17 protein-coding genes and 3 pseudogenes are annotated in these 22,603 nt (G+C 69.3%); 8 read left to right on the plus strand and 12 right to left on the minus strand.

Translation table 11 applies throughout. The annotated features are described in order from the left end of the window. Positions 1 to 10: 10 nt before the first annotated feature. Both DPR14_RS24355 and DPR14_RS24360 read right to left on the minus strand, forming a co-directional pair. Positions 11 to 3,511, minus strand: a complete 3,501-nt coding sequence (locus DPR14_RS24355; protein ID WP_158047456.1) for an FAD-dependent oxidoreductase — start codon at positions 3,509 to 3,511, stop codon at positions 11 to 13. A gap of 229 nt (positions 3,512 to 3,740) precedes the next feature. After that, positions 3,741 to 4,274 carry a hypothetical protein gene (locus DPR14_RS24360; RefSeq protein WP_246148552.1) on the minus strand — a complete coding sequence of 178 codons (534 nt, stop codon included), beginning with the start codon at positions 4,272 to 4,274 and terminating at the stop codon, positions 3,741 to 3,743. 190 nt (positions 4,275 to 4,464) lie between these two features. On the opposite strand from DPR14_RS24360, the gene ispH reads away from it, so the two are divergent. Beyond that, entirely contained in the window at positions 4,465 to 5,415 is a 951-nt protein-coding gene (gene ispH, locus DPR14_RS24365) for a 4-hydroxy-3-methylbut-2-enyl diphosphate reductase (protein WP_158047457.1), read from the plus strand. A gap of 39 nt (positions 5,416 to 5,454) precedes the next feature. On the opposite strand, the gene DPR14_RS24370 is transcribed toward ispH, so the two are convergent. From DPR14_RS24370 to DPR14_RS24385, 5 genes and pseudogenes are all read right to left on the minus strand, one after another. Next, a complete protein-coding gene (locus DPR14_RS24370) occupies positions 5,455 to 5,820 on the minus strand; it encodes a hypothetical protein (RefSeq protein WP_158047458.1) in 366 nt (121 codons plus the stop codon). Between the two features lie 196 nt (positions 5,821 to 6,016). Further along, positions 6,017 to 6,589: a response regulator gene (locus DPR14_RS24375; RefSeq protein ID WP_158047459.1), complete on the minus strand. Its 573-nt coding sequence runs from the start codon at positions 6,587 to 6,589 to the stop codon at positions 6,017 to 6,019. A gap of 181 nt (positions 6,590 to 6,770) precedes the next feature. Further along, positions 6,771 to 7,205, minus strand: a pseudogene (locus tag DPR14_RS29190) (response regulator); the annotation flags it as partial. Positions 7,206 to 7,248: 43 nt separating this feature from the next. Further along, positions 7,249 to 7,851, minus strand: a pseudogene (locus DPR14_RS29195) (CBS domain-containing protein); the annotation flags it as partial. 120 nt (positions 7,852 to 7,971) lie between these two features. After that, on the minus strand, positions 7,972 to 9,033 hold the full coding sequence (locus DPR14_RS24385; RefSeq protein ID WP_158047461.1) for an Rpn family recombination-promoting nuclease/putative transposase: 1,062 nt from the start codon (positions 9,031 to 9,033) through the stop codon (positions 7,972 to 7,974). A 154-nt stretch (positions 9,034 to 9,187) separates the two neighbouring features. On the opposite strand from DPR14_RS24385, the pseudogene DPR14_RS24390 reads away from it, so the two are divergent. After that, a pseudogene (locus DPR14_RS24390) lies at positions 9,188 to 10,164 on the plus strand (homoserine kinase). A gap of 12 nt (positions 10,165 to 10,176) precedes the next feature. Beyond that, complete coding sequence (rnhA, locus tag DPR14_RS24395) at positions 10,177 to 10,647, plus strand: ribonuclease HI (RefSeq protein ID WP_211103865.1); 471 nt, start codon at positions 10,177 to 10,179, stop codon at positions 10,645 to 10,647. Between the two features lie 16 nt (positions 10,648 to 10,663). On the opposite strand, the gene DPR14_RS24400 is transcribed toward rnhA, so the two are convergent. Beyond that, a complete protein-coding gene (locus DPR14_RS24400; protein WP_158047463.1) occupies positions 10,664 to 11,719 on the minus strand; it encodes a porin in 1,056 nt (351 codons plus the stop codon). Positions 11,720 to 12,166: 447 nt separating this feature from the next. Between DPR14_RS24400 and DPR14_RS24405 the strand changes: the two genes are divergently transcribed. Then, positions 12,167 to 13,099: a peptidoglycan-binding domain-containing protein gene (locus DPR14_RS24405; protein ID WP_158047464.1), complete on the plus strand. Its 933-nt coding sequence runs from the start codon at positions 12,167 to 12,169 to the stop codon at positions 13,097 to 13,099. A 49-nt stretch (positions 13,100 to 13,148) separates the two neighbouring features. Then, complete coding sequence (locus DPR14_RS24410) at positions 13,149 to 14,828, plus strand: putative transporter (RefSeq protein WP_158047465.1); 1,680 nt, start codon at positions 13,149 to 13,151, stop codon at positions 14,826 to 14,828. 3 nt (positions 14,829 to 14,831) lie between these two features. Here the strand turns inward: DPR14_RS24410 and DPR14_RS24415 are convergent, their stop codons facing one another. Together DPR14_RS24415 and DPR14_RS24420 are read right to left on the minus strand one after the other, a co-directional pair. Next, positions 14,832 to 15,686 carry a CE1 family esterase gene (locus DPR14_RS24415; protein WP_158047466.1) on the minus strand — a complete coding sequence of 285 codons (855 nt, stop codon included), beginning with the start codon at positions 15,684 to 15,686 and terminating at the stop codon, positions 14,832 to 14,834. Between the two features lie 5 nt (positions 15,687 to 15,691). Beyond that, positions 15,692 to 16,216 carry a DUF4142 domain-containing protein gene (locus DPR14_RS24420; protein WP_192499148.1) on the minus strand — a complete coding sequence of 175 codons (525 nt, stop codon included), beginning with the start codon at positions 16,214 to 16,216 and terminating at the stop codon, positions 15,692 to 15,694. Positions 16,217 to 16,405: 189 nt separating this feature from the next. On the opposite strand from DPR14_RS24420, the gene DPR14_RS24425 reads away from it, so the two are divergent. After that, positions 16,406 to 18,523, plus strand: coding sequence for an ATP-binding protein (locus tag DPR14_RS24425; protein ID WP_158047468.1), 2,118 nt, complete (start codon positions 16,406 to 16,408; stop codon positions 18,521 to 18,523). A 21-nt stretch (positions 18,524 to 18,544) separates the two neighbouring features. Next, positions 18,545 to 18,979 (plus strand): response regulator, encoded by a 435-nt coding sequence (locus tag DPR14_RS24430; protein WP_158047469.1) that lies wholly within the window; start codon positions 18,545 to 18,547, stop codon positions 18,977 to 18,979. On the opposite strand, the gene choX is transcribed toward DPR14_RS24430, so the two are convergent. Both choX and betC read right to left on the minus strand, forming a co-directional pair. After that, positions 18,954 to 19,910, minus strand: a complete 957-nt coding sequence (gene choX / locus DPR14_RS24435; protein ID WP_158047470.1) for a choline ABC transporter substrate-binding protein — start codon at positions 19,908 to 19,910, stop codon at positions 18,954 to 18,956. The two genes, DPR14_RS24430 and choX, sit on opposite strands and share 26 nt — an antisense overlap. A 36-nt stretch (positions 19,911 to 19,946) precedes the next feature. Beyond that, complete coding sequence (gene betC, locus DPR14_RS24440) at positions 19,947 to 21,440, minus strand: choline-sulfatase (RefSeq protein ID WP_246148555.1); 1,494 nt, start codon at positions 21,438 to 21,440, stop codon at positions 19,947 to 19,949. 231 nt (positions 21,441 to 21,671) lie between these two features. Between betC and DPR14_RS24445 the strand changes: the two genes are divergently transcribed. Continuing rightward, on the plus strand, positions 21,672 to 22,592 hold the full coding sequence (locus tag DPR14_RS24445; protein ID WP_158047472.1) for a choline sulfate utilization transcriptional regulator: 921 nt from the start codon (positions 21,672 to 21,674) through the stop codon (positions 22,590 to 22,592). Positions 22,593 to 22,603: the final 11 nt, after the last annotated feature.

Here is a 22,603-nt window from a genome sequence, read left to right on the forward strand (position 1 = left end):
CGGGTCGGCCTCAACCCGCCATCCGGCGGACCTGCAGGGCCTTGAGGCAGCGGTCGATCCACTGGGCCGTCAGCTTCTCCTGGACGCCGTTCTGGCGCAGGCGCTCGTTGAGTCCGGCGAAATCGACGCGGTCGAGGTCCTGGTCCTGGTTGAAGCAGGAGAAGACCACCGTCTCGGCGCCGGTCGCAGGGTCCTTGTGGGCCTGGAGGCACTGGGCGCAGATCTCCTTCATCATGCACTGCATGGGGCTGTTGATCGAGCCGATCGCCACGTGGCCGGGCTTCAGGTGCGGCGCCAGGACGGTGTGGCGGGCCAGCGCCACCGCCTGCATCATCCGGTCGGAGCCGATCGCGACGATGCGGTCCACCTGGTCCAGGGGAATGGCGGGCTCTCCCAGCTCGCCGTCGGCATAGGCCTGCATCGCGCGGACGATGTTGCCGACGAAGCGGCGGTCGCCCGGCCGGGTCGGCTCGAACCCGGGCGCCTCGTCGGAGCACCAGACCACCAGGTCGGCCGCCGCCTCGATCTGGTCGACCTTGTAGCGGTCGATCAGCTTCTTGTACCCGGCGAAGTAGACCACCCGGTTTCCCTTGGCCCGGCACGCCTGCCCGATCGAGAACAGGACGGCGTTGCCCAGGCCGCCGCCGACCAGGCAGACGGTCTCCCCCTCCGGGATTTCGGTGGCGCTGCCGGTCGGCCCCATCAGGACCACCGGATCGCCCGCCTTGAGCAGCGCGCACAGGTCGGACGAACCGCCCATCTCAAGCACGATGGTGGACAGCAGGCCGTGCTTCCGGTCGACCGACGCGCCGGTCAGCGCCAGCCCCTCCATGGCAAGGGTGGTGCCGTCCACCTGGTGGGCCAGCGTCTCGAAGTTCTGCAGCCGGTAGAACTGGCCGGGCTGGAAGCGCTCGGCGGCGCGCGGCGCCTTGACGACGACCTCGACGATGTTGGGGGTCAGCCGGATCACATGGTGGACCGTGGCCCGCAGGTCGTGGTTCGCCATGTCGATCACGGCGTCCGCCGGCACCGCGGTGGGCTCGCGGCGGGCCAGCACGCGGGAAACCACGGGATAGCCCTGCTTCGCCCCGCCCATGGCCTTGACCACGTTGCCGCCGAAGGACGGGTGCAGGTCGCCGAAGAAAGACACCGAGCGGCCGTCGGGATGGCGGCTCATCAGCACATGGACCGCACCCGGCTTGCAGGATCTCTCCGGGACGGCCGGATGGCCGTCCTCGTCCAGCGCGCGGAAATAGCGGCCGTCCAGCTCGACCCATTCCGGCTCCTCGCGCGCCAGCACCGTGTTGGGCTGGGTGCCCGCCGCGATCAGGACGGTGCGGGCGGGCAGCAGCACGTCCTCGGCGGCCGGCGCCACCACGCCGTCCGGTCCGACCGCCTCTCGGCGGAGATGAAGGCCGCTGGCATGGCCGAACCGGTCCACCTCGACCGCGCGCGGGCTGACGCCCTCGACGAAGCGGATGCCCTCGGCCAGGCCGTGCTCGACCTCCTCGTGGTTCAAGGTATAGCTGGGCGAGTCGATCAGCCGGCGCCGGTAGGCGATGGTCGCGCCGCCCCATCCGCCCAGGAGCTGCTGGAGCTTCGGCGGGCGACCCTCGCCGCGCGCCCGCTCGCGCTCCGCCCGGATCGCCCGGGCATGGGCGATGAACTCGTCCGCGGTCAGGCGCTCCTCCTCCGACCAGGCCCGGCGGACCGCCTCCTCGCCCCGCTCGGCCGACAGGATCTCGTACCGCCGCAGGAACTTCTCGACCTGGACCGGGTAATAGGCCAGCGATTCGGTCGCCGTGTCGATCGCGGTCAGGCCGCCGCCAACCACCACGATGGGCAGGCGGACCTCAAGATTGGCGACCGACTCCTCCTTGGCGGCTCCGGTCAGCTGGAGCCCCATCAGGAAGTCCGACGCCTGCCGGACGCCGCGCGCCAGCCCGTTGCGCATGGGGATGACCGTCGGGCGCCCGGCGCCGGCGCACAGGGCGATATGGTCGAACCCGGCGTCGAAGGCGTCCTCGATGGTCAGGGTGCCGCCGAAGCGCACGCCGCCGACCATCACGAACTGGCGGCGGCGCTCCAGCAGCAGGCGGATCAGCTTGAGGAAGTTCTTGTCCCACCGGACGGTGATGCCGTACTCGGCGACGCCGCCGAAGCCGGCCATGATCCGCTCGTCCAGATGGTCGCGGAGGTCCTCGATCTGGCGGATCGGCCGGAAATGGACCCGCCGGCCCATGGGCAGGACGCCCGAGAGGTCGGCCGGCAGCGGCTCGATCTTCAGCCCGTCGATGGCGACCACCGTGTGGCCGTCGTTCAGCAGATGGTGCGCCAGGGTGAACCCCGCCGGCCCCAGCCCCACCACCAGCACCTTGTAGCCGCTGTCGGGCAGCGCCAGCGGGCGCCGGATGTCCAGCGGATTCCAGCGGGTCAGCAGGCTGTAGACCTCGAACCCCCAGGGCAGTTCGAGCACGTCCTTCAGCGTGCGCGTCTCCGCCTGCGGGATGTCCACCGGTTCCTGCTTCTGGTAGATGCAGGCCTTCATGCAGTCGTTGCAGATGCGGTGCCCGGTCGCGGCGCACATCGGGTTGTCCGCCACGATCATGGCGAGCGCCCCCACGGCATGGCCTTGGGCCTTGACCGCGTGCATCTCCGAGATCTTTTCTTCCAGCGGGCAGCCGGCCAGGGTCACGCCGAACGGGCTTTTCTGGTACTGGCCGGTCTTGCGGTCGCGCAGGCCCTTGGAGCAGCTGTCCTTGCCCTGGTGATGGCACCAGATACAATAATTCGCCTCGTCCAGCGCGCCGATCAGGTCGGTGCCCGGATCGGTCAGGCCGAAGCCCTGGCGCAACCGTAGCCGGGACTCGGGCAGCCGCATCATGGAGACGCCGGCGGTCTCCACCGTCTCCAGCGGCACCAGATGGCCGGGGTCGGTCCTGCGCGGCACCTGGAACAGCACGCCGTGGCCGTGGCGGGCCCGGCCGGGCCGGGAGTGGAGCGCCCAGGCGGCGTAGCGGGCCGCCAGGTCCAGCTCGGCTGCGTGGCCGGCCTCGTCCTCGCCCCAGGCGAGGACCGTCCTGGCGAAGGTCAGCTCGTCGAACTGGATGCCCAGATGCGCTTCGAGCGCCGCCGTCAGCGCGTCGCCGTCCAACCCGGCGGCCTCCTCCGGCCGGTACGCCTTGGCGGCCCGGCGCTGGACGAACAGGCGCTTGGCGGCATAGAGCGGCGCCAGCTCGTGGTGCCGCGCCGCGAGGTCGCGCAGCGCTCCGCCGATGCCGAACAGCCGGCCGACGAAATCGTCCAGATGGGGTGCCAGCTCGATCAGGACGGCGCTTTCCGCCGCGGCATCCAGCGCCGCGGGTCCGGCGCGGGCGGCCAGCAACCGGTCGGCCAGGGCCGTGTCCGCCTGCCTCAGATGGTCGATGAAATGCCAGTCGAGTTTGACGAGCCCGGCACGTTCGTACAGGTCGGTGAAGGCAAGGCCGAAGCCGAGACTGAGTTCCGTCATGGCAGGCGTGGCGCCCCTGTGCTGGCCTTCAACTCACCGGCCGGCACTCACCGGCCGGTTTCCGGATCGGGCTGCCGGCGGTCTCCAGGGCAAGCCCGCGTCGTCGAAAAACCGATGCCTGGATTTGTAACACGCCGCCGCTTTCCCGCCACGCCGAAACCCCGGCCGCCGGGAACCCCGCGACCAGCGGACGCACCCTCCGGAAACTGCTTTGTGAAAAACCCCCTTGTCAGAAATTCCGTTGCGGGTTCCGGTTGAACTCCAGCTCGGCCGGGTCGAGCTGGAAACCCACGACCACGCCGTAACTGGCGGCGCTGGCGCCTTCGGGCAGGGGGATCTGCTGCTGAAGCTCCTCGATGGAGCCACCGCGGCCCACGTTGGGCGAGAAGTCGATCGTGGTGTCGAACTCGCGCTTCGCGACGATCCGCCCGCCCGGGTCGGTGATCGCGACGAAGTAGCGGTACGCTCCCTGGGCATCCCGGGTCCCCGGTCCGCGCTCGGCTGCCAGGACCAGATTGAGGTTGACGGTCACGCCGTCGCGGTCATATTCGCACCCGCCGGTATAGTCCAGCACCGCGGCGCGCGACGTGACGTCCGTCATGTCACGGCCGCCGCCGGCCCGGAAGCGGGTCACCTCGCGGGTCTCCTCCGGAATCGTCACGCGGGGGCAGGCCAGCGGGACGGCGTTCGCTCCCGCCGCCTCGGGAGGCTGCCCGCCGGCGCCGGAGCAGGCAGCCATCAGGGGTATGATGGCTGCCAGCAATGCGCCGCGGGCTTTCCTGCCAAGCGTTCCTATATTACGGTCGGGTCCGAAAAACATCGCCACTTGATGACTCGCTTGTAGGTTCGTGCGGTGCGACTGTAGAGCAAGGTATCGGCGCCGCACAAGCCGGCCACACCATTCCTCCCGCGGCGGGACGCCCCGCCGGGGGTACCAAGTGCAAGGTTGAACTATGTCCAGGCCTCTGACCATCCTGCTGGCCAGCCCGCGGGGCTTCTGCGCCGGGGTTGACCGCGCGATCCAGATCGTCGAAGTCGCGTTGGAAAAATACGGCGCACCGGTCTATGTGCGTCACGAGATCGTCCATAACCGGTTCGTCGTCGAGGGACTGGAGGCCAAGGGCGCCGTCTTCGTCGACGAGCTGGACGAGATCCCGGACGACGTTCCGGTCGTCTTCTCCGCCCACGGCGTGCCCAAGGCGGTTCCGGCCGAGGCCGAGCGGCGCAGGATGTTCTATCTGGACGCCACCTGTCCGCTGGTCAGCAAGGTCCATATCGAGGCCGAACGCCACCACGAGCAGGGCCGGCAGGTGATCCTGATCGGCCATGCCGGGCATCCGGAGGTGGTCGGCACCATGGGCCAGCTTCCCGAAGGCAGCGTCGTGCTGGTCGAGAGCGTCGGCGACGTCCCGAGGATCGAGGTCGAGGACCCGGACAACCTGGCCTTCGTGACCCAGACGACCCTGTCGGTGGACGATACCGCCGCCATCGTGGCGGCGCTTCAGGCCCGTTTCCCGGCCATCGAGAAGCCTCGCAAGGAAGACATCTGCTACGCCACGACCAACAGGCAGCAGGCGGTCAAGGCGATAGCGCCCCGCGCCGACATGGTGCTGGTGGTGGGGGCGCCCAACTCCTCCAACTCGATGCGCCTCGTCGAGGTCGCCCGGACCCACGGCTGCGAGCGCGCCATGCTGGTCCAGCGCGCGACGGATATCGACTGGAGCGGGCTGGAAGACGTGCGGACGCTGGGCGTTACCGCCGGCGCCTCCGCTCCCGACGTCCTGATCCAGGAAGTCATCCAGGGCGCCCGCGAACGGTTCGACGTCACCATCGAGGAGGTGACGCTGACCCGCGAGGACGTCGTGTTCAAGCTGCCGAGGGTGCTGACGACGGCAGCGGAATAGCGTTGCGGAGCGAAGCCCCGCGGGATCCCGCCGCGGGGCTCAGGGACCGGCTTCCTTCTCGGCGCCGCGGCCGAACAGGCGAGACAGCCCGAAGGACTGGCCGATCCCGGCAAGACTGAACCGGAAACCGGGTTCGGGCGGGCGGCCGTTGGGAAACTCCGCCGCCTCGGCCCAGAGGTCGCCGACATAGGCCGCGTATTCCAGGGGCATCTGCCCGATCAGGCGGGACAGGACGCCGGCGGGAACGTTGGGTCCGGTCGCCAGGGTGATCCGCCGGCCCAGCCCCATGATGAAGTCGCAGTTCTCGTCCGTGTCGAAATCCGCCGACCGCCCGATCTCCAGCAATCCGGCGATCTGGTCGGTGATGTCGAGTTCGACACCCGTGTCTTCGTTGACGAGAATCATGCTTCGTATCTCCGGAGGTAAACGCAAACGGTAAACAATGGTGGCAATTTCACAATTCCCACGCGGGAAATACCCCACCCATAGGGCTGCCACAAAGTAATCGCCCGCCTGTGACATTTCTCCGTGCCTTTTTGTGCATCGCGAAGGCAAATGACAGTTACACGATGAACGCCGCGATCGGTGCTATCGTGCCGGATTACTCCCGGATCCAGATATGTTCTATCACGATATTGAGATCCGCCAGGTCCTTCAGCCGCTGGACCAGCCTCTTGCTGAGCAGCGTTCCCTTGCTGACGATGACCAGGCCGGACGGGATGATCACGTCCTTGGCCAGCACGCTTCCCGGGGGCACGTCGGTCAGCGCTATCCTGACCATGCCGCCGTCCGGCGCCTCGGGAGGAACCGGCAGCGGGCGGGTCGGCAATCCGGCCTTTTCCGGGAGCCCGGCCTTTTCCGGCGGCGGCTCGTCGAAGCCAAGCCGCATGTCCACCTTGGCGTATTCGCTTTCGGGGCGGACCGTGCGGATCTCCTCGCCGAAGACCCGGGCCAGCCGGGAGGCGAGCGCGCCCTGGGATACCGGCTTGACGATGAAGCCGTTGATGTCCAGCGCCATGGCGCGGCTGACCAGTTCCAGGTCGGAATGGCCGGTCAGCATGATCACCGGCAGGTCGCGGCGGCAGCCGTTGGCCCCCGAGCGGATCGCCTTCAGCATTTCCAGCCCGTTGATCCGCGGCATGTTCAGGTCGGCGATGACCGCGTCGAACTCCATCCTGCCGCCCTCCAGCATCCACAGCGCGTCGGCCCCGTTCTCCGCCCGATAGACGCCCTTGGCGCCGAGATATCCCAGCAGACTGCCGACCAGGGCGCGCGTGAAGCGCGGCGTCGCCGTGAAGCGCGTTGGCGGTCATGGCGACCACGGGGGTCCGCCGGCTCCCCTCCCCCTGACCGGCCTCCCAGGCGCGCAGCGCGCGGGTGAACTCGTAGCCGTCCATCTCCGGCATGTGGCAGTCGGTCAGGATCAGCGAATAGGTGTTGGCGCGGGCAAGCTCGAACCCGGCGGCGCCGTTGTCCGCAAGGTCGCAATCGAGGCCGAGCTGGCGGAGCTGGCGGCGGGCCACCATCTGGTTCATCTGGGTATCGTCGATCACCAGGATGCGCAGGCTGGCGGCCCTGTCGCCCAGGCTGCCCGAAAGCGCGCGCAGGTCCTTGGCCGAGGAATCCTCGACCAGGGTCTGGGCGAACTGGCCGGCCGCGGCGGCGATGCCGTGGCGCAGCTGGTCGCGGCGCAACGGCTTGGGCAGCGACGCCGCGAATCCGGCGGCGTAGATCCGGCGGTTCAGCCTCGAGTCGGGCTTGGGCGCCATCAGCAGCATGCGGGTCGACATCGGTCAGCTTCAGCAGCTCCAGGTTGCCGAGGATGCCGTTCAGCGGAGTGCGGATCTCGTGGCTCATGTTGGCCAGGAAGGAGCTCTTGGCCTTGTTCGCCTCCTCCGCCGTACGCAGTGCGACGTCCGCCGCGCGAAGCGCCACGTCGAGGTCGCGCCCGCGGCGCTGCGCCTGCTCGACCTGCCGCTTCATGTATTCTATCGCCGTGCCGATGCCGGCGTAGCGGCCCGCGTCGGCGATGACGAAGCCGTTGACCAGCGCGTCGGGCGCCTCGTTCGCGATGCGCAGGCCGATCTCGTCCAGGCTGGCCCCGGCATCGACCACCAGCGGCGTCCGGTGCATCAGCGACTCGATCGGCCGGCGCTGGTAGAGGTCGCGCATGAAGGGCTTGGCCAGGATGGACAGCAGGTCGGTCCGGCTGACCAGCCCCACGACCCGGCCATCGTCGTCCACCACCGCCAGGGCCGGCCATTCCGCATGGTCGACGAGATGCTGTACGACCACCTCGCAGGCGGTCTGGAAATGCATCGGCGTCAGCGGAACCAGCATGTCCGCGGCGCTGAGGTCGCGCCCGCGGGCGACCGGATCAAGGGTATCGTCGGAGGCGGCGGTCCGGAAGTCTGGCCGAAGGTCTGGCACAATCATTCCCTGGTAGTAGCGCGGACGCACTTTTAGACAAAAGCGTTGCGTCCGCGTGACTCCAGCATGAATTTCTTTCGTGACGGTCGTGGATGAGCCGTTTTCGTGCGTATGCCCGCCGCGGACCTACTTGCAATCGCCCAGCATCGCCTTGAGCGACGGCGCGTCGAAAATATCGTCCACCCAGCGATCCAGCTCCACGGGCGACGCCTCGCGCACCCGCCGGACCGCTTCCTCGGGAAGCGGCCCGAATCGACGTCCGATCTGCCTGAGCAGCATTTCCGCCCTGGCTTCGGCCCGGCCTTGGACCAGGGCTTCGGCGCGTGCTTCGGCGCGCGCTTCGGCGCGTGCCTCGTCAAGATATTCGCGGAGCGCTATCGATACCACTTTCTCGTCCTCCCTCGGCACGACACGGCCCAGCATGGCCTTCAACCGCTTGCGGTCCAGGTCTTCGGCCGCCCCGAACAGATACCTGACCACCGATACGATCACCGTCAAGCCGGCCCCCGCCGCGGCCGACAGCAGTCGCTCCAGCGTCTCCTGCGGGTCGGCGTCGCGGCCGGCGTATTTCAGCACCAGCAGTCCGGCCTGAAGGTCGGGATGCCGGGAAAGATCCTCGTCGGCGATCGCCCCCAGGTCGACCAGGACATAGCCGAAATCCAGCAGCCCGGCGTCCACCAGCCCGGCCGGCATGCCGTAGGCGTCGCGCAGCCGGGTCGGCAGCGACCAAGTCCGGGTGCCATGGTACAGCACCACGGCATAGACCGGAACGGGTACCATCAGCACGGTGCCGTCGGGCAGCACCCGGCGCACCGCTCCGCGCACGGCGGTGCCGCCGAGATAACCCAGGACCTGCGGGAAGGTGCCCTGGTCGGGATTGCTCTTGTGCTCGCACAGGACCATCACCTGCAGCGGATCGCCGTTCCAGGTGCTCAGGGCGTAGAGCCGGTCGCCGCGACGTTCTCGGAGCGCGGCGTCGACGAAGCTCTCGGACCGGTCGACCGCCGGGGCGTCGGACAGGCAGGCGGCGACCGCCGCCGGCAGCCGCTCGCGCAGGAACGCGTCGGCGATGCCGGGCTGGTCCAGCAGCTGCTTGGCGAACTGGTCGTGACGCCGGATCAGCCGCCGGCTGCCCTCCTGCTGGCCGCCCATCCCGTCGTCGCTCTCGTCGTCGCTCTCGTCGTTCATCGGGGCACCACTTCGGTCGGACGTCCGTCCACACTTTCGTATGGCGGCGCCAACGCCGGCTCAAGGACGGCGATGTCGCAGGCGGCGGGCTCGGGGACCCCGCCCCAAGCGGCGCTTGACCCCCGATCGGAAAAGGGTTAGTTGCCCAACCGCCATGGCCGTCTACACCGAAGTTTCCGACGAGGACCTGAACGCCTTCACCGCCCAGTACCCGCTGGGCGCGGTGCTGTCGTGCAAGGGCATCGCCGAAGGGGTGGAGAACTCCAACTATCTGCTGGTGACGGAGAGCGGGCCCTACATCCTGACCCTCTACGAGAAGCGGGTGAACCGCGCCGACCTGCCGTTCTTCCTGGGCCTGATGGAGCATCTGGCGGCCAAGGGGGTCGGCTGCCCGGTGCCGCTGCACGGCCATGACGGGGAGGCGCTCCGGGAGCTGTGCGGCCGGCCCGCCGTGCTGGTGACCTTCCTGAACGGCATGTGGCCGCGGCGGATCGACCCGTATCATTGCGCGGCGCTGGGCGAGGCCATGGCCGGCATGCATCTGGCCGGGGCGGATTTCGCGATGGGCCGGGCCAACAACCTGTCGGTCTCCGGCTGGCGGCCGCTGTTCGAGTCCTGCGCGGACCGCGCCCACGAGGTCAAGCCGGGCCTTGCCGAAGCGCTGGCGGCGGAGCTGGACCTTCTGGAAGCGCGCTGGCCCTCGGCCGAGGGGCCGGACGCCCTGCCCTCCGGCGTGATCCACGCCGACCTGTTCCCGACAACGTGTTCTTCCGCGGGCGCGATCTGTCGGGGCTGATCGACTTCTATTTCGCCTGCACCGACCTGCTGGCCTACGATGTGGCGATCTGCCTGAACGCCTGGTGCTTCGAGCCCGACGGCGCGTTCAACGCGACCAAGGCGCGGCTGCTGCTGTCGAGCTACCGCAAGGTCCGGCCGCTGTCCGACGCGGAGCTGGCCGCGCTGCCGCTGCTGGCCCGCGGCAGCGCGCTGCGCTTCCTGCTGACCCGCCTGTACGACCTGCTGAACCATCCGGCGGGGGCCTTCGTCAAGCCGAAGAACCCCCTGGAGTACTGGAACAAGCTGCGCTTCCACCAGCAGGTGCGCGGCCCCGGCGACTACGGGCTCGACTAAGGGGGGACTGGAATGACCGGCATGAGCACCGACTCGGACGGTCCCAAGGTCGTCGACATCTATACCGACGGTGCCTGCAGCGGCAATCCGGGGCCGGGCGGCTGGGGCGCCATCCTGCGCTACGGCGCCGTCGAGAAGGAGATGTGCGGCGGCGAGCCGAACACGACCAACAACCGCATGGAGCTGATGGCGGCGATCCAGGCGCTGGAAGCGCTGAAGCGCCCGGTCAAGGTCCGGCTCCATACCGACAGCCAGTACGTCAAGGACGGGATCACCAAGTGGATCCACGGCTGGAAGTCGCGCGGCTGGCAGACCGCCGACAGGAAGCCGGTCAAGAACGTCGAGCTGTGGCAGCGCCTGGACGCCGCCAAAGCCGGCCACGACATCGAGTTCCACTGGGTCCGCGGCCACGCCGGCCACCCGGAGAACGAACGCGCCGACGAGCTGGCGCGCAAGGGCCTCCAGGAGGCGCGGCGACGGTGAACCGCGCCCGCCCGCGTCAGAATTCCAGGTTGACCGCGATCAGGGCCACGTAGCCGTCGCCGACTTCCGGGTCGTCGTCGTCGAAGAAGATCAGGTCGGGACCGACGGTCAGGCCCGAGGCGACCTGGTAGGCGGCGCCCAGGCCGTAGATGTCGATGTCGCGGCCGGGCAGGTCGACCTTCTGGTACTGCGCCGCCACGCCCCAGGCATCCGCCTCGTAGCTGACGCCGACGTTCCAGGACTTGGCGTCGGGGTCGTCGGTCTCGATCAGGCTGTCGCCGTTGTCGTTGTAGGCGCCGCCGACCTTGAAGCCCTGGTAGCCGACCTGCGCGCCGACGCCCCAGGCATCGAAATCCTCCGCCTCCGTCCCGTCGTTGGCGTCGCCGTGGACATAGCCGGCGCCGATCTCCAGCGAGAAGCCGGCGACCTCCCGCTCGTAGCCGATGCCGGCCTCGATCAGGTCCTTGTACAGGTTGTCCGTGTCGGGGTCCGTCGGATCCAGGGCGACGACGTTCTGCCCCTCGCTGTCGAACTGGGGCGTATAGGAGACGCCGGCCCGCAGCCCGCCGATCTTCGGGGTCATGTAGGTGATCTTGGTCGAGTCGGAGGTGTCGGTCGGCAGCAGCAGGTCGTCGGTATCGATATCCGGGCCGGCGAAGTCGAACCAGTCCTCGTCGATCTGGCCGTTGCCCACGGTCGGCGCGAAGACGAACAACTGGTCGGCGGCGCCGTCCTGGTCGCCGAGTTCCAGCCGCCCCCAGGCGCCGCCGAGATAGACCGAGGCCTCGTCGGTGACGATGCCGCCGCCGGCACCCTCGTTCTCCAGCTCGATCCGCGCGCCGTAGAGCAGGCCGTTGTCGGCCTTTCCGTCGGCGGCGACGTGGATCTCGACCTCGTTCTGGAACTCCCGGCTCGTGGCCCCGGGGGCGTCGCTGTCGAAGGTGGCGGCGCGGAAGGTCGTGAAGCCGCCGAGCTTCACCGTAAGCTGCGCCCCGGCGGCCTGCGGCTGCATCACCGACAGTGCCGCTCCGGCAAGCAATGCCGCGCTCAAGACCTTCGATCTGGACAACATGGAACCGCTCCGAAATGCATGGACCCTGGAGCGGAGTATTCGGGATAGGTCAACCCTTGACCAGAAGAGCAAATGTCTAGTCGGGTCAGTTTTTTTTCCTGTGCCATATCGGCGACACCCGGAAGTCGGACGGGAGCAAGTCTTTCTTTACGAAAAAACAGCCATTCTGAAACATGACTGCAACGATACTGAAATTCGATATTCTACGCTTCGGCAGGCTTGTCGGTTTCCCGGGCGCGCTCCCCGGGGTCGCTCTTCAGGGCGTCCAGAAAGCGGAAATACCCCGGCGCGGGTGCAGGATCCAGCGCCGCCCGTCCGATACCCCCTACTGATTGTTGCCCCAGCGTATCACACCCGAACTTCCCGGCGGCTGGCGCGAAAAAGATGCGGCGCGGCCGGGGCATGGCCTGATATGAAAGATAGGGTTACCTGCCAGGGAGTTTGGGAATGGGGTTCCGGGGGCATTGGCTCGCGGTATCGAGCGTTGCGGTCTGCCTGTCGGTATCGGCTCCCGGAGCCGGTCCGGCCCGCGCGGCCGATCCGAAAAGCGCCGACGTTCAGTGGGCGCAGACGATCCTGAAGGACAAAGGCTTCTTCAAGGGCCGTCCCAACGGCGACATGAACGACCCGACCCGCGCGGCCCTTCGCGCTTACCAGAAATCGGCCGGACTGAAGCAGACGGGGCAGCTCGACCAGGCGACCACCAGCCATATGCTGGCGGCACGCCAGGCCGCCGCAGCACCCACCATGGGCAACCTCGCGGGGCCGAACGGCCGTCCCCAGCCGAGCCAGGCCCCCCGCGGCGAGGCGCCCAAGCCGGTGGCGGCGCCGAGGACCCAGGTCGAATCCCACGGCGCGCCCGAGGGCGTGCAGGCCCTGGGCGTGGTCGGCCGATCCTCCAGCGAGGCCGAGACCGCCGGAAACTCCACCTACACCGCCCCCGCTCCGGCGAGGCGCGCCGCGGCGCCCGGCGAACCGGTTCCCCAGGCGGCGCCGCGCACCGCCGTCGACTCCGTCGGGCAGGCCCCGCCGGAAGGCATGCGCGAGGCGCCGGACCCGGCGGGCAGCGGGATCATCGTGCCCGAATGGGTGCGGACCGGCGTGATCGGCATCCTGGCAGGCACCTTCGGCATCGCCGGCCTGACCTTCTGGCTGAGCGGGCGGCGGCCGTCGCGCAAGCGCGCCGCCGCCGGCCCGGCCGATCCGGCGGCCCTGCGGCGGGAGCCCAGCTTCGACGGCGGCAAGGCGGCGGGGGCGGCGCTCCGGTGCTGCGGGCAACCCGGCCCTCCTGACCGGGTTCCGGTCCGGGACACCGCGGCGGCGGGACAAATTGCTGCACCGCAGCAAGGGCACTGGGCAGGGATGACCGTCCCGGCGTAGCATCGCGGCCATCACCTCCTCCCCTGCCCGATCGGGATATCCTCGCCCCATGGAACTTCTGACCGGTCTGATCGGCGATCTGCCGGCCGTCGCCCAGGTCATGCTGATGCTGTGCCTCGTCACCGTGCTGGGTCTGGCCCTGGGCGAGATCAAGTTGGGCGGCGTCGGGCTCGGCATCGGCGGCGTCCTGTTCGCCGGGATCGCTGTCGGGCACGCCGCCAAGCTGGCGGGTCTGGCGCTTGACCACGCCATGCTCGACTTCGTGCGGGAGTTCGGGCTGATCCTGTTCGTCTACAGCATCGGCATCCAAGTCGGACCGGGCTTCTTCTCCGCGCTGAAGCGGTCCGGCCTGGCGCTCAACCTGATGGCGGCGGCGATGGTCGTGCTCGGCGCCGCGACGGCGGTCGCGGTCCATCTGGCGGGCGGGCTGCCGCTGCCGGTCGTGTTGGGCCTGTTCTCCGGGGCCGTGACCAACACGCCGTCGCTGGGCGCCGCCCAGCAGGTGCTGAAGGAGGTCGGCGCCGCGCCGGAGATGCTGGCGCTGCCGAGCCTCGGCTACGCCATGGCCTACCCGTTCGGCATCGCCGGCATCCTGATCACCATGCTGGCGGTGAAGGCCCTGTTCCGCGTCGATCCGGCCGAAGCCGCCCGTGCGTTCGAGGAGCGGCGGCGCTCCGAGGTGGCGGCGCTGGAGACCATGAACGTGGCGGTCCGCAACGAGGTGCTGGGCGGCCGGGCGATCGGAGACCTGCCCGAACTGGCCGGTTGCGGCGTGATCGTCTCGCGCATGATGCGGGACGGCAGGCTGCGGGTGCCCCATGACGGCACCCGGCTCCAGGCCGGCGACGTGCTGCATCTGGTCGGGCCGAGGCCGGGCCTGCTCAGGATGCAGTCGGTGCTGGGGCCGGAGAGCGACCTGAAGCTCACCACGAAGGGAACCGACCTCGCCTGGGCGCGGATGGTGGTGACCAACGCCCAGGTGCTGGGCAGGTCGATAGCGGCGCTGAACGTCCAGGACACCTACGACGTCCGCATCTCCCGCGTGGTCCGGTCGGGGGTCGAGCTGGTACCGGATGCCGCCTTCAGGCTCCAGTTCGGCGACATCGTCAACGTCATCGGCACGCCGGAGCATATCCGGCAGGTCGCGGGCGTGCTGGGCAATTCCGAACGGCGGCTCCAGCAGGTCCATCTGGTGCCGATGTTCCTCGGCATCCTGCTGGGGCTCCTGCTGGGCAGCGTGCCCCTGGTGGTGCCGGGACTGCCCGCGCCGCTGAAGCTGGGGCTCGCCGGCGGGCCGCTGATCGCGGCGATCCTGCTGGCCCGCGTGGGCCATGTCGGGCCGCTGGTCTGGTTCATGCCGCCGGTCGCCAACACGGCGCTGCGCGAGCTGGGCATCGTGCTGTTCCTGGCGGTGGTGGGTTTCCGGTCGGGGGACCGCTTCGTCGATACCCTGGTCCACGGCGACGGGCTGGCCTGGATGGCCTGCGGCGCGCTGATCACCATCGTCCCGCTGATGACCGTGGCGCTGTTCGCCCATCTGGCGATGCGCCTGAACTATCTGAGCCTGTGCGGCCTGCTGGCAGGATCCATGACCGACCCGCCGGCGCTGGCCTTCGCCGGCGCCATGGCCCGGAGCGAGGCCCCCGCCCTGGCCTACGCCACCGTCTACCCCTTGGTGATGTGCCTGCGCATCCTGGCGCCCCAGGTGATGGTGCTGCTCCTCACCTGACGCTCACCGGAGTCCCTGGAAGAAATCCATGATCGCCTCGCCGGTCCCCGGCGGCCACTGGTGCGGGTAATAACGCCCGCGGGCATTGTGGTCCCGGTCGTGCGGGCACCACAGCACCGGGTTGGCCGGGTCGCGGTCGGCGAATCGGTCGCACCGGAAGGCGCCGGCCCCGGCCGGCTCGGGCGAGGTCTCGTCCTGGCCGTTCTGGGCCACCAGGGTATCGCGGGCCCGCTCGCCTTCCGAGATCGGCACCAGCTCGTCCGCCGGGTTGTGCAGCATCAGCGCCGCGACGCTGCCCCGGCAGCGGGACGGCACGATGCCCCCGGCGACGCTGCCGACGCCGCGGATCCGGTCGCCGCGGGCGCAGGCCAGGCTGTTGACGAACGACGCCCCCAGCGAATGTCCGACCACGAAGATGCGGTCGGGGTCGACGCAGTAGCTTTCCGCGAAGCGGGCGACGACGGCGTCGAACAGGCCGTAGTCGCGCAGGCTTCCCGAGCCATCGCCGGGATCGGACCAGCTGAAGGTGCCGTCGGCCTGCCGCAGGGCTTGGGGATAGACGAACAGGGTCGGCTCGCGGGCCGCCTTGTCCAGACCGTAATAGCTCCTGACCTGGGCATTGTCGTTGGTCCGCCCGTGGAAGGCCACGACCAGCCGGTGCGGCCGGCCGGGCTCGTAGCCGGCCGGGATATCGGCGATCAGCGCGCGCTCGCGCCCGTCCACCACGACGCTCTGCGGAGGCGAGGCCGGCGGCGGGCGGCCGCAGCCGAGCGACGACCCCGCCCCTTCCGCTGTGGCGCAGGCCGACAGCAGGAACAGCGGGACCGGCAACAGCGCGAGCCATCGGACGGAGGACATGCCGCCTACTCCTTGGCGGCCGTCGGCGGCAGCTCGTCGCCGAGCGAGCGGGCGATCTCCAGATGGTCGCGCAGCGACAGCAGGTGGTTCGCCGCAAAGGTGCGGAGCGCCGGATCGGCACCCTCCCTCGACTGCCGGTCGAACAGGTCGATCAGCATCCTCTGGGTCGCCGTCTCGGCCTCCAGGTAGGCCCGGTCGAACGCGGCTCCCGCAAGCTCCAGCAGATCGCCCGGCACGGAGGCCGGCGAGGCTTCGGCGGACAGCGGCACGATCCCGGCGTCGCCCGCGAACACGGTGAGCTCCTGGTTGATCGGCCGCTGGTCCTCGACGATCCGTTCGGCCAGGGTCCGCACCCGCCCGTCGTGTGCCTTGGCCAGGGCCTGTTCCGCGGTTTCCACCCGAGCCAGGCCGGCGCGCGACGCCTGCTCGACGAATTGGCGGTCCTGCGCCGCCGGTTCGGCGGCACGGGAAAGGACGGGAGATCCCGCCGTCAAGGCGAGCAGGAGAAGAACGGCGGCTGGCAGCTTCATCGTGTCTGGTCCATGGCTTGGCGTCCCGCATGTCGGGAACCCCCGGCTTGCTGAACAACATAGATGCCCGGTTGCTCCGTACCGGCAGCTCCAGGATACCGGGCCGCGCATAAAATATTAATACTTACTGAGCATACAATCCTTTCTGTCCATAGGGACATCTTATCGTCAGGCAGGGAATTCTTCCGCATGGGACCGCGCGACAGGTCCGGAGGATTGCGCCGGTCCACCCGCAAGCGCCGGGCCGCCCAGGCCTTCGGCCTCGGGATCATCAGCCTGCTCGGCCTCATGCTGCTGCTCCAGTTGCGGCAGGACCGGGCCGCGGCCCTGGCCAGCGCCACCGCGACCGCCGACCGGCTGTCCCGGGTGCTGGAGGCGCACACGCGGGAGACCGCCTCGGCCGTCGGTGCCGTGCTGGCCGCCACCGCCTTCCACCTGCGCATGAGCACGCGGGCCGACACGCTGCAGCCGGACCGGGTGCGCCGGGTGCTGCGGGAGAACGCGAACAGCCTGCCCTATTTCGGCGCCCTGTCCTTCATCGGGACCGACGGGCGGCTGGTCGCCTCGACGCGGGCGGAACCGCCCTCCTCGATCGACATCTCGTCCCGCGACTATTTCCGCAGGCACGCCGGCGGGGAGACCGGGCTGCTGATGGGATCGGCGGTGCCGAGCCTGGTTTCGCAGAACCTTGTCCTGCCGATCAGCCAGCGGGTGGGGACGTTCGACGGGGCCTTCGCCGGCGTGCTCGTCGCCGTGATCGATTTCCGGCACTTCCAGGCATTCTACCGGACCCTCAGGATCGGAGAGCTGGGGCTGGTGGCGCTCTATTCCGGCGATCACGTGGTGACCCTCGAACTTCCGGCCGGCAGCAGGCCGGACACCGATGCCGGCGTGCCCACCGCACTGCTGTTCGGCGACGCTCCGCCCGCCGCCGGAGCCGGAACCTTCCACGCGGAAACGCCGCTCGACGGCATCGACCGGATCATGGGCATCCGGGCCATCGACGGCCTGTCGCTCGGCGCGGTGGTCGGCGTCTCGGTCGAGGAGGCGCTGGCCGACTGGCGCCTGGGCGCCCGCAGCCACGCCCTGGTCGGACTGGCGGCGGGACTGGGCGTCGTCGGGCTGACCATCGCGCTGCTGGGCCAGATGCACCGCCGCGACCGGGCGACCGAGGCGCTGCGCGCGGCGGGGGAGCGGCTCTGCCGCAACGAGCAGCACCTGACGCGGGCTCAGTCCGTGTCGCGCATGGGAAGCTGGGAGCTGGACCTGGCGTCCGGCCGGATTCTCTGGTCGCCCATGATGCACCGGATCTTCGGGCAGCCGATGGCGTACCGTCCGACCCTCGCCAACATCTTCGAACTGGTCGGCGAGGAGATCCGCGGCGACCTGCGGCGTTTCCTGGACCAGGCGGTCGCCGGCTCGACGCCCGCCGGCATCGAGTTCGACATCACCCGGCCGGACGGCGGAATGCGGCGCTGCCGCTGCAAGTGCGAGCCCGTCCTGTCCGGCGGCCGGACCGTCGCGATCATCGGCACCCTGCAGGACGTCACCGAGCAGCGCCGGGCCGAGGCCAAGCGGCTGGAGCTTGAGCGGCAACTGCAGCAGGCGATGAAGATGGAGGCGCTGGGCACCCTGGCCGGCGGCATCGCCCACGATCTGAACAACGCGCTGGTGCCCGTGCTTGGACTGACCGAAGGCGTGCTGGAAAGCCTGCCCCCCGGCAGCGGGGAGCGCGCCGACCTGGAGGTGGTGGTCCACGGCGCCGCCCGGGCCCGCGACCTGGTGCGCCAGATCCTCGCCTTCAGCCGCAAGGAAACGCCGGAACGCCGGCCGGTCGATGTCGGGACCCTGCTCACCTCCGCCTGGGAACTGCTGCGCCACACGCTGCCTCCCGCCGTCGCGGTGGACTTCCGCTGCGCTTCCGGAGCGCTGGTCATGGCCGACCCGTCGCAGCTCCATCAGGTGGTCGTCAATCTGGTGACCAACGCCGCGCAGGCGATCGGCGACCGCGCCGGAACCGTGACCGTGACCATCGCCGCCGCGGACGGCGAGGTCCGACTGACCGTCGCCGACACCGGGATGGGCATGGACGAGACGGTCCGGGCGCGCGTCTTCGAACCCTTCTTCACGACCAAGCCGGTCGGCGAGGGCACCGGCCTGGGCCTGGCCGTCGTCCACGGCATCGTGACCGGTCATGGCGGCCGCATCGAATGCCGGAGCCGGCCCGGCGAAGGCACGGTGTTCGACGTCCACCTGCCCGCCTTCGAGGCGGCCGGCCTCGAACCCGTCCCCTGCGACTTCATCTGACGAACAGCCACAGGTTTGCGAATGGACCCAATTCCCAACCCCGCCCTGACGAAGACGATCGTCGTGATCGACGACGAGAAGCTGGTCCGCCTGACCCTGTCCCGCATCCTGACCCGGGCCGGCTACCGCGTCGCCGAAGCCGCCAACGGCGAGGAAGGGCTCGGCGAGGTCGCCCGCTGCCGGCCCGACCTGGTGATCTGCGACATCCTGATGCCGACCAAGGAGGGGATCGAGACGATCCGGGAACTCCAGCGATCGCTCCCGGACCTGCCGATCATGGCGATCTCGGGCGGCGGACGGCTCGGCAGCTGCGATTTCCTGCGCCATGCCGAGCAGTTCGGCGCCCGGGCGACGCTCCGGAAGCCGTTCCTGCCGGAGGAGGTGATCCTGACGGTGGGCCGGCTGCTTCCAGAACAGGCCCGGTCGCCGGTCAGTCCAGTTTCAGCGCCTGCCTGACCGCCGGGAGCGCCGGTTCGCCGCCCAGGGTGGTGACGCCATCCAGCCAGGCGGCGATCGGTTCGGGGCCGGCCTTCAGGACTTCGGCCGCCGCCGCCGCCGGGTCCTGCCGCTTCTCCTCGATGCCCTGCATGATCGCGTTCTCCATGTCGGTGCTGAAGACGAGCTGGCTGAACAGCTTGCCCGCGTTCGGGCAGTCCTGGGCATAGCCGCGGCGCGCCAGCGTGTTGATCGTGGTGCCGCCATAGTTCGCGCCGAAATACTCGTCGCCACCGCTGAGATAGGTGATGTCGAACTTCTCGTTCATCGGATGGGGTTCCCAGGCGAGGAACACGATCCAGTCGTCCCGCCGCGCCTTGCGGTTGACCTGGGCCAGCATGCCCTGCTCGCTCGACGGCACCAGCGACCAGTCGCCCAGGCCGAAGGCGTCGGCCCCGATCATCCGGTCGATGTTCTGGTTGGCGGGGGCGCCGGGATCGATGCCGTAGATCTTGCTTTCGAACTTGTCGGCGAACTTGTCCAGGTCGGCGAAGCTGCGGACCCCGGCCTCCGCGACATAGTCGGGCACCGCCAGCGTAAACTTGGCGTTCTCCAGGTTGGCGCGCAGAAGGTCGGCCTCCTTGTTCTCCAGCAGGGGGCCGGCGAGGTGGCTTTGGGCGGGCATCCAGTTGCCGAGGAAGACGTCGATCTGGCCGGTCTTGAGGCCCTGGAAGGTGATCGGCACCGCCACCGTCTCGACCTTCTGCTCGTAGCCCAGCGCCTTCAGCAGGATGCCGGCGACCGCATTGGTCGCGGTGATGTCGGTCCAGCCCGGATCGGACATGCGGACCAGCTTGCAGGAGGCCGGGTCCGCCGCCCTGGCCTGGGCCACCGGCAGCGCCGCCACGAACCCGGCAAGCGCCACGCCTGCCGCCACGCTCATTGCCTTCATCGTCGGTCCTTTCGCATCTGTTCCAAGATCGGCGGCTTATCGGCGTTGAACCGCCGGAAAGCGGGCCATCGCCTCCAACTCGTCGAGGTCGATGTGGTTGCGCATGTATTTCCGCGAGGCGTCGTTCGGCGGATGATGGTCCCACGAGCGGCGTTCGCCATGGCACAGGGCGTCGTAGACCAGGTGCCGGCGCCGCTGGCTCTCCAGCACCCGGGCGTGAAGGGCGGGCAGGTCCCAGCGCCGGGCGACCTCGGCGCGGTAGGCCGCCACGGTCCCGGCCGCCTCCGGCCGCTCCGCCAGGTTGACCAGCTCGTCCGGGTCCCCGGACAGGTCGTAGAGCTGGTCGGGATCGGCCGGCGAATGGACGAACTTCTCCGTCCCGCGCCGGATCATGACGATCGGCGCCACGGCGCCCTCCGCGAGATATTCGCCGATCGCCTCGTCGTGGCCGCCGGTTCCCTGAAGGTGGGGCAGCAGGCTCCGCCCCTCGATCGGCGTCGCATAGGACGGGGCGGCGCCGTCATGGGCGATCTCCGCCAGGGTCGGCAGCAGGTCGACGGAGGAAACGGAGGAACCAACGCGCCGGGCCTGGAAGCGCCCGGGTGCGTGGACGATCAGCGGGATGCGGCTGGACGGCTCGAAGAAGCTCATCTTGTACCAGAGCCCGCGCTCGCCCAGCATCTCGCCATGGTCGGACAGCAGCACGACGATGGTGTTTTCGGCCTGGCCGCTGTCGCGCAGGGACCGCATCACCAGCCCGATCTGGTCGTCGATGAAGGAGACGGACCCGCAATAGGCCCGCCGCGCGTCGCGGACATTCCGCTCCGTGATCTCGGCGTTGTCCATGTCATAGACATGCCGCAGCCGGCGGGAATGGGGGTCGAGCCGGTCGGGCGGGATGGTGACGCGCGGCGGATCGATCTCGTCGTCGCGGTACCGGTTCCAGTATTCCTCGGTGATCGCGTAGGGATCGTGGGGATGGGTCATCGACACGACAAGGCAGAACGGCCGGTCGTCGCGCCCGCGGGCGATGTCGAACAGCTTGCGCCTGGCCTCGAACACCACCTCCTCGTCGAAATCCAGCTGGTTGGTCCGCACGCAAAGCCCGGCATCGATGACCGAGCCCATGTTGTGGTACCAGGACGGCCTGTGGTCGAAGTCGCTCCAGTCCGGAGTCCAGCCGAAATCCGCGGGATAGATGTCGGTGGTCAGCCGCTGCTCGAACCCGTGGAGCTGGTCCGGCCCGCAGAAATGCATCTTGCCGGACAGGATGGTCTGGTATCCGGCATGGCGCAGGTAATGGGCGAAGGTCGGGACGTCGGACGGGAACTCCGCCGAATTGTCGTAGGCGCCGATGGCCGAGGGCAGCCGGCCCGACATGAAGACGTAGCGGGACGGCGCGCACAGGGGGCTGTTGCAATAGGCGGACTCGAAGGTGACCCCGCCGGCCGCCAGCGCGTCGATGTTCGGCGTCTTCGCCGGCCCGCCGCCATAGGCGGCCAGCACTCCCGGTGTCAGCTGATCGGCCATGAGGATCAGTATGTTCGGCCGGCCCGCAGTTCGCCCTGACATTCACTCCACCTTTCTCCGCTGTGCCTGCTTACCGGGGTAAGGCCCCGGCCGCGCGAAACGTTCCATCCGGCGATGCCATTCGGCGATTCCCATGGGCCTGATGATCCGCACCGTCGCATTCATTAGAATTCCAGGCGAATGCGGCCGACGTGAAGCCGCTTGTTGATCATGATGGTATGAGGAGCGCTCATGTCGATCCGCCGCCCGCCGCTCCAGCCGCTGGCCTTTTTCGAGGCCGCCGGCCGCCATCTGAACTTCAGCGCGGCGGCCCGCGAACTGGGCGTGACACAGTCGGCGGTCAGCCATCAGGTTGCCTGGCTCGAAGCGGACCTGGGCGTGCCGCTGTTCCGCCGGCTTCACCGAGGCGTGGCCCTGACCCCCGAAGGCGGGCGCCTGTTCGAGGTGGTGCGCCGGGGGCTGGACGAGATCGGCGCCGTGCTGGCCGCGATCCGGGTCGGACGGGGCCGCCGGGTCCTGAACGTCGCGACCGACTTCGGCTTCGCGGCCTGGTGGCTGATGCCCCGCCTGGCGGAACTGCGGGAGCGGATGCCCGACCTGGATGTCCGCATCGTGACCTCGCAGGACATGATCGACATCCGGCGGGAATCGATCGACGTGGCCGTGAGCTTCGGCACCGGCACCTGGCCCGGCTGCACCGCGCGCCGCCTGTTCCCGGAGATCGTGGCCCCGATCTGCAGCCCGGGCTTCCTGGCCGGATCAAGCCCTTCCGCCGGCCCGGAGAAACTGGCCTCCGTGCCGCTCCTCCACTTGGAAAGCGCCGAATCCGCGCCGTGGCTGTCCTGGCGCGACTGGTTCGAAATCCACAAGGTGACCGGCCGCCGGCCGGCCGGCCTCGACCTGACCTTCAACAACTATCCCCTGGTCCTCCAGGCGGCGCTGATAGGCCAGGGCGTGGCGCTGGGCTGGTCGCCGCTGGTCGATGCGCTGGTGAAGGGCGGTCAGCTTGTCGCCGCCGGCGAGCCGTACGAGCGCGCCGACCGAGGCTACTTCATCGTCGAGGCGGGAGTGGGCGCGCCGGTTCCGGGACCGGCCGGCGAAAGCCGCGAGGTCTTCAGGAAGTGGATCCTGGAGGAGGCGGAAAAGCGCTGACGGATTGCTTT

This window comes from Skermanella pratensis, assembly GCF_008843145.1.
GTDB classification, from domain to species: Bacteria; Pseudomonadota; Alphaproteobacteria; order Azospirillales; family Azospirillaceae; genus Skermanella; species Skermanella pratensis.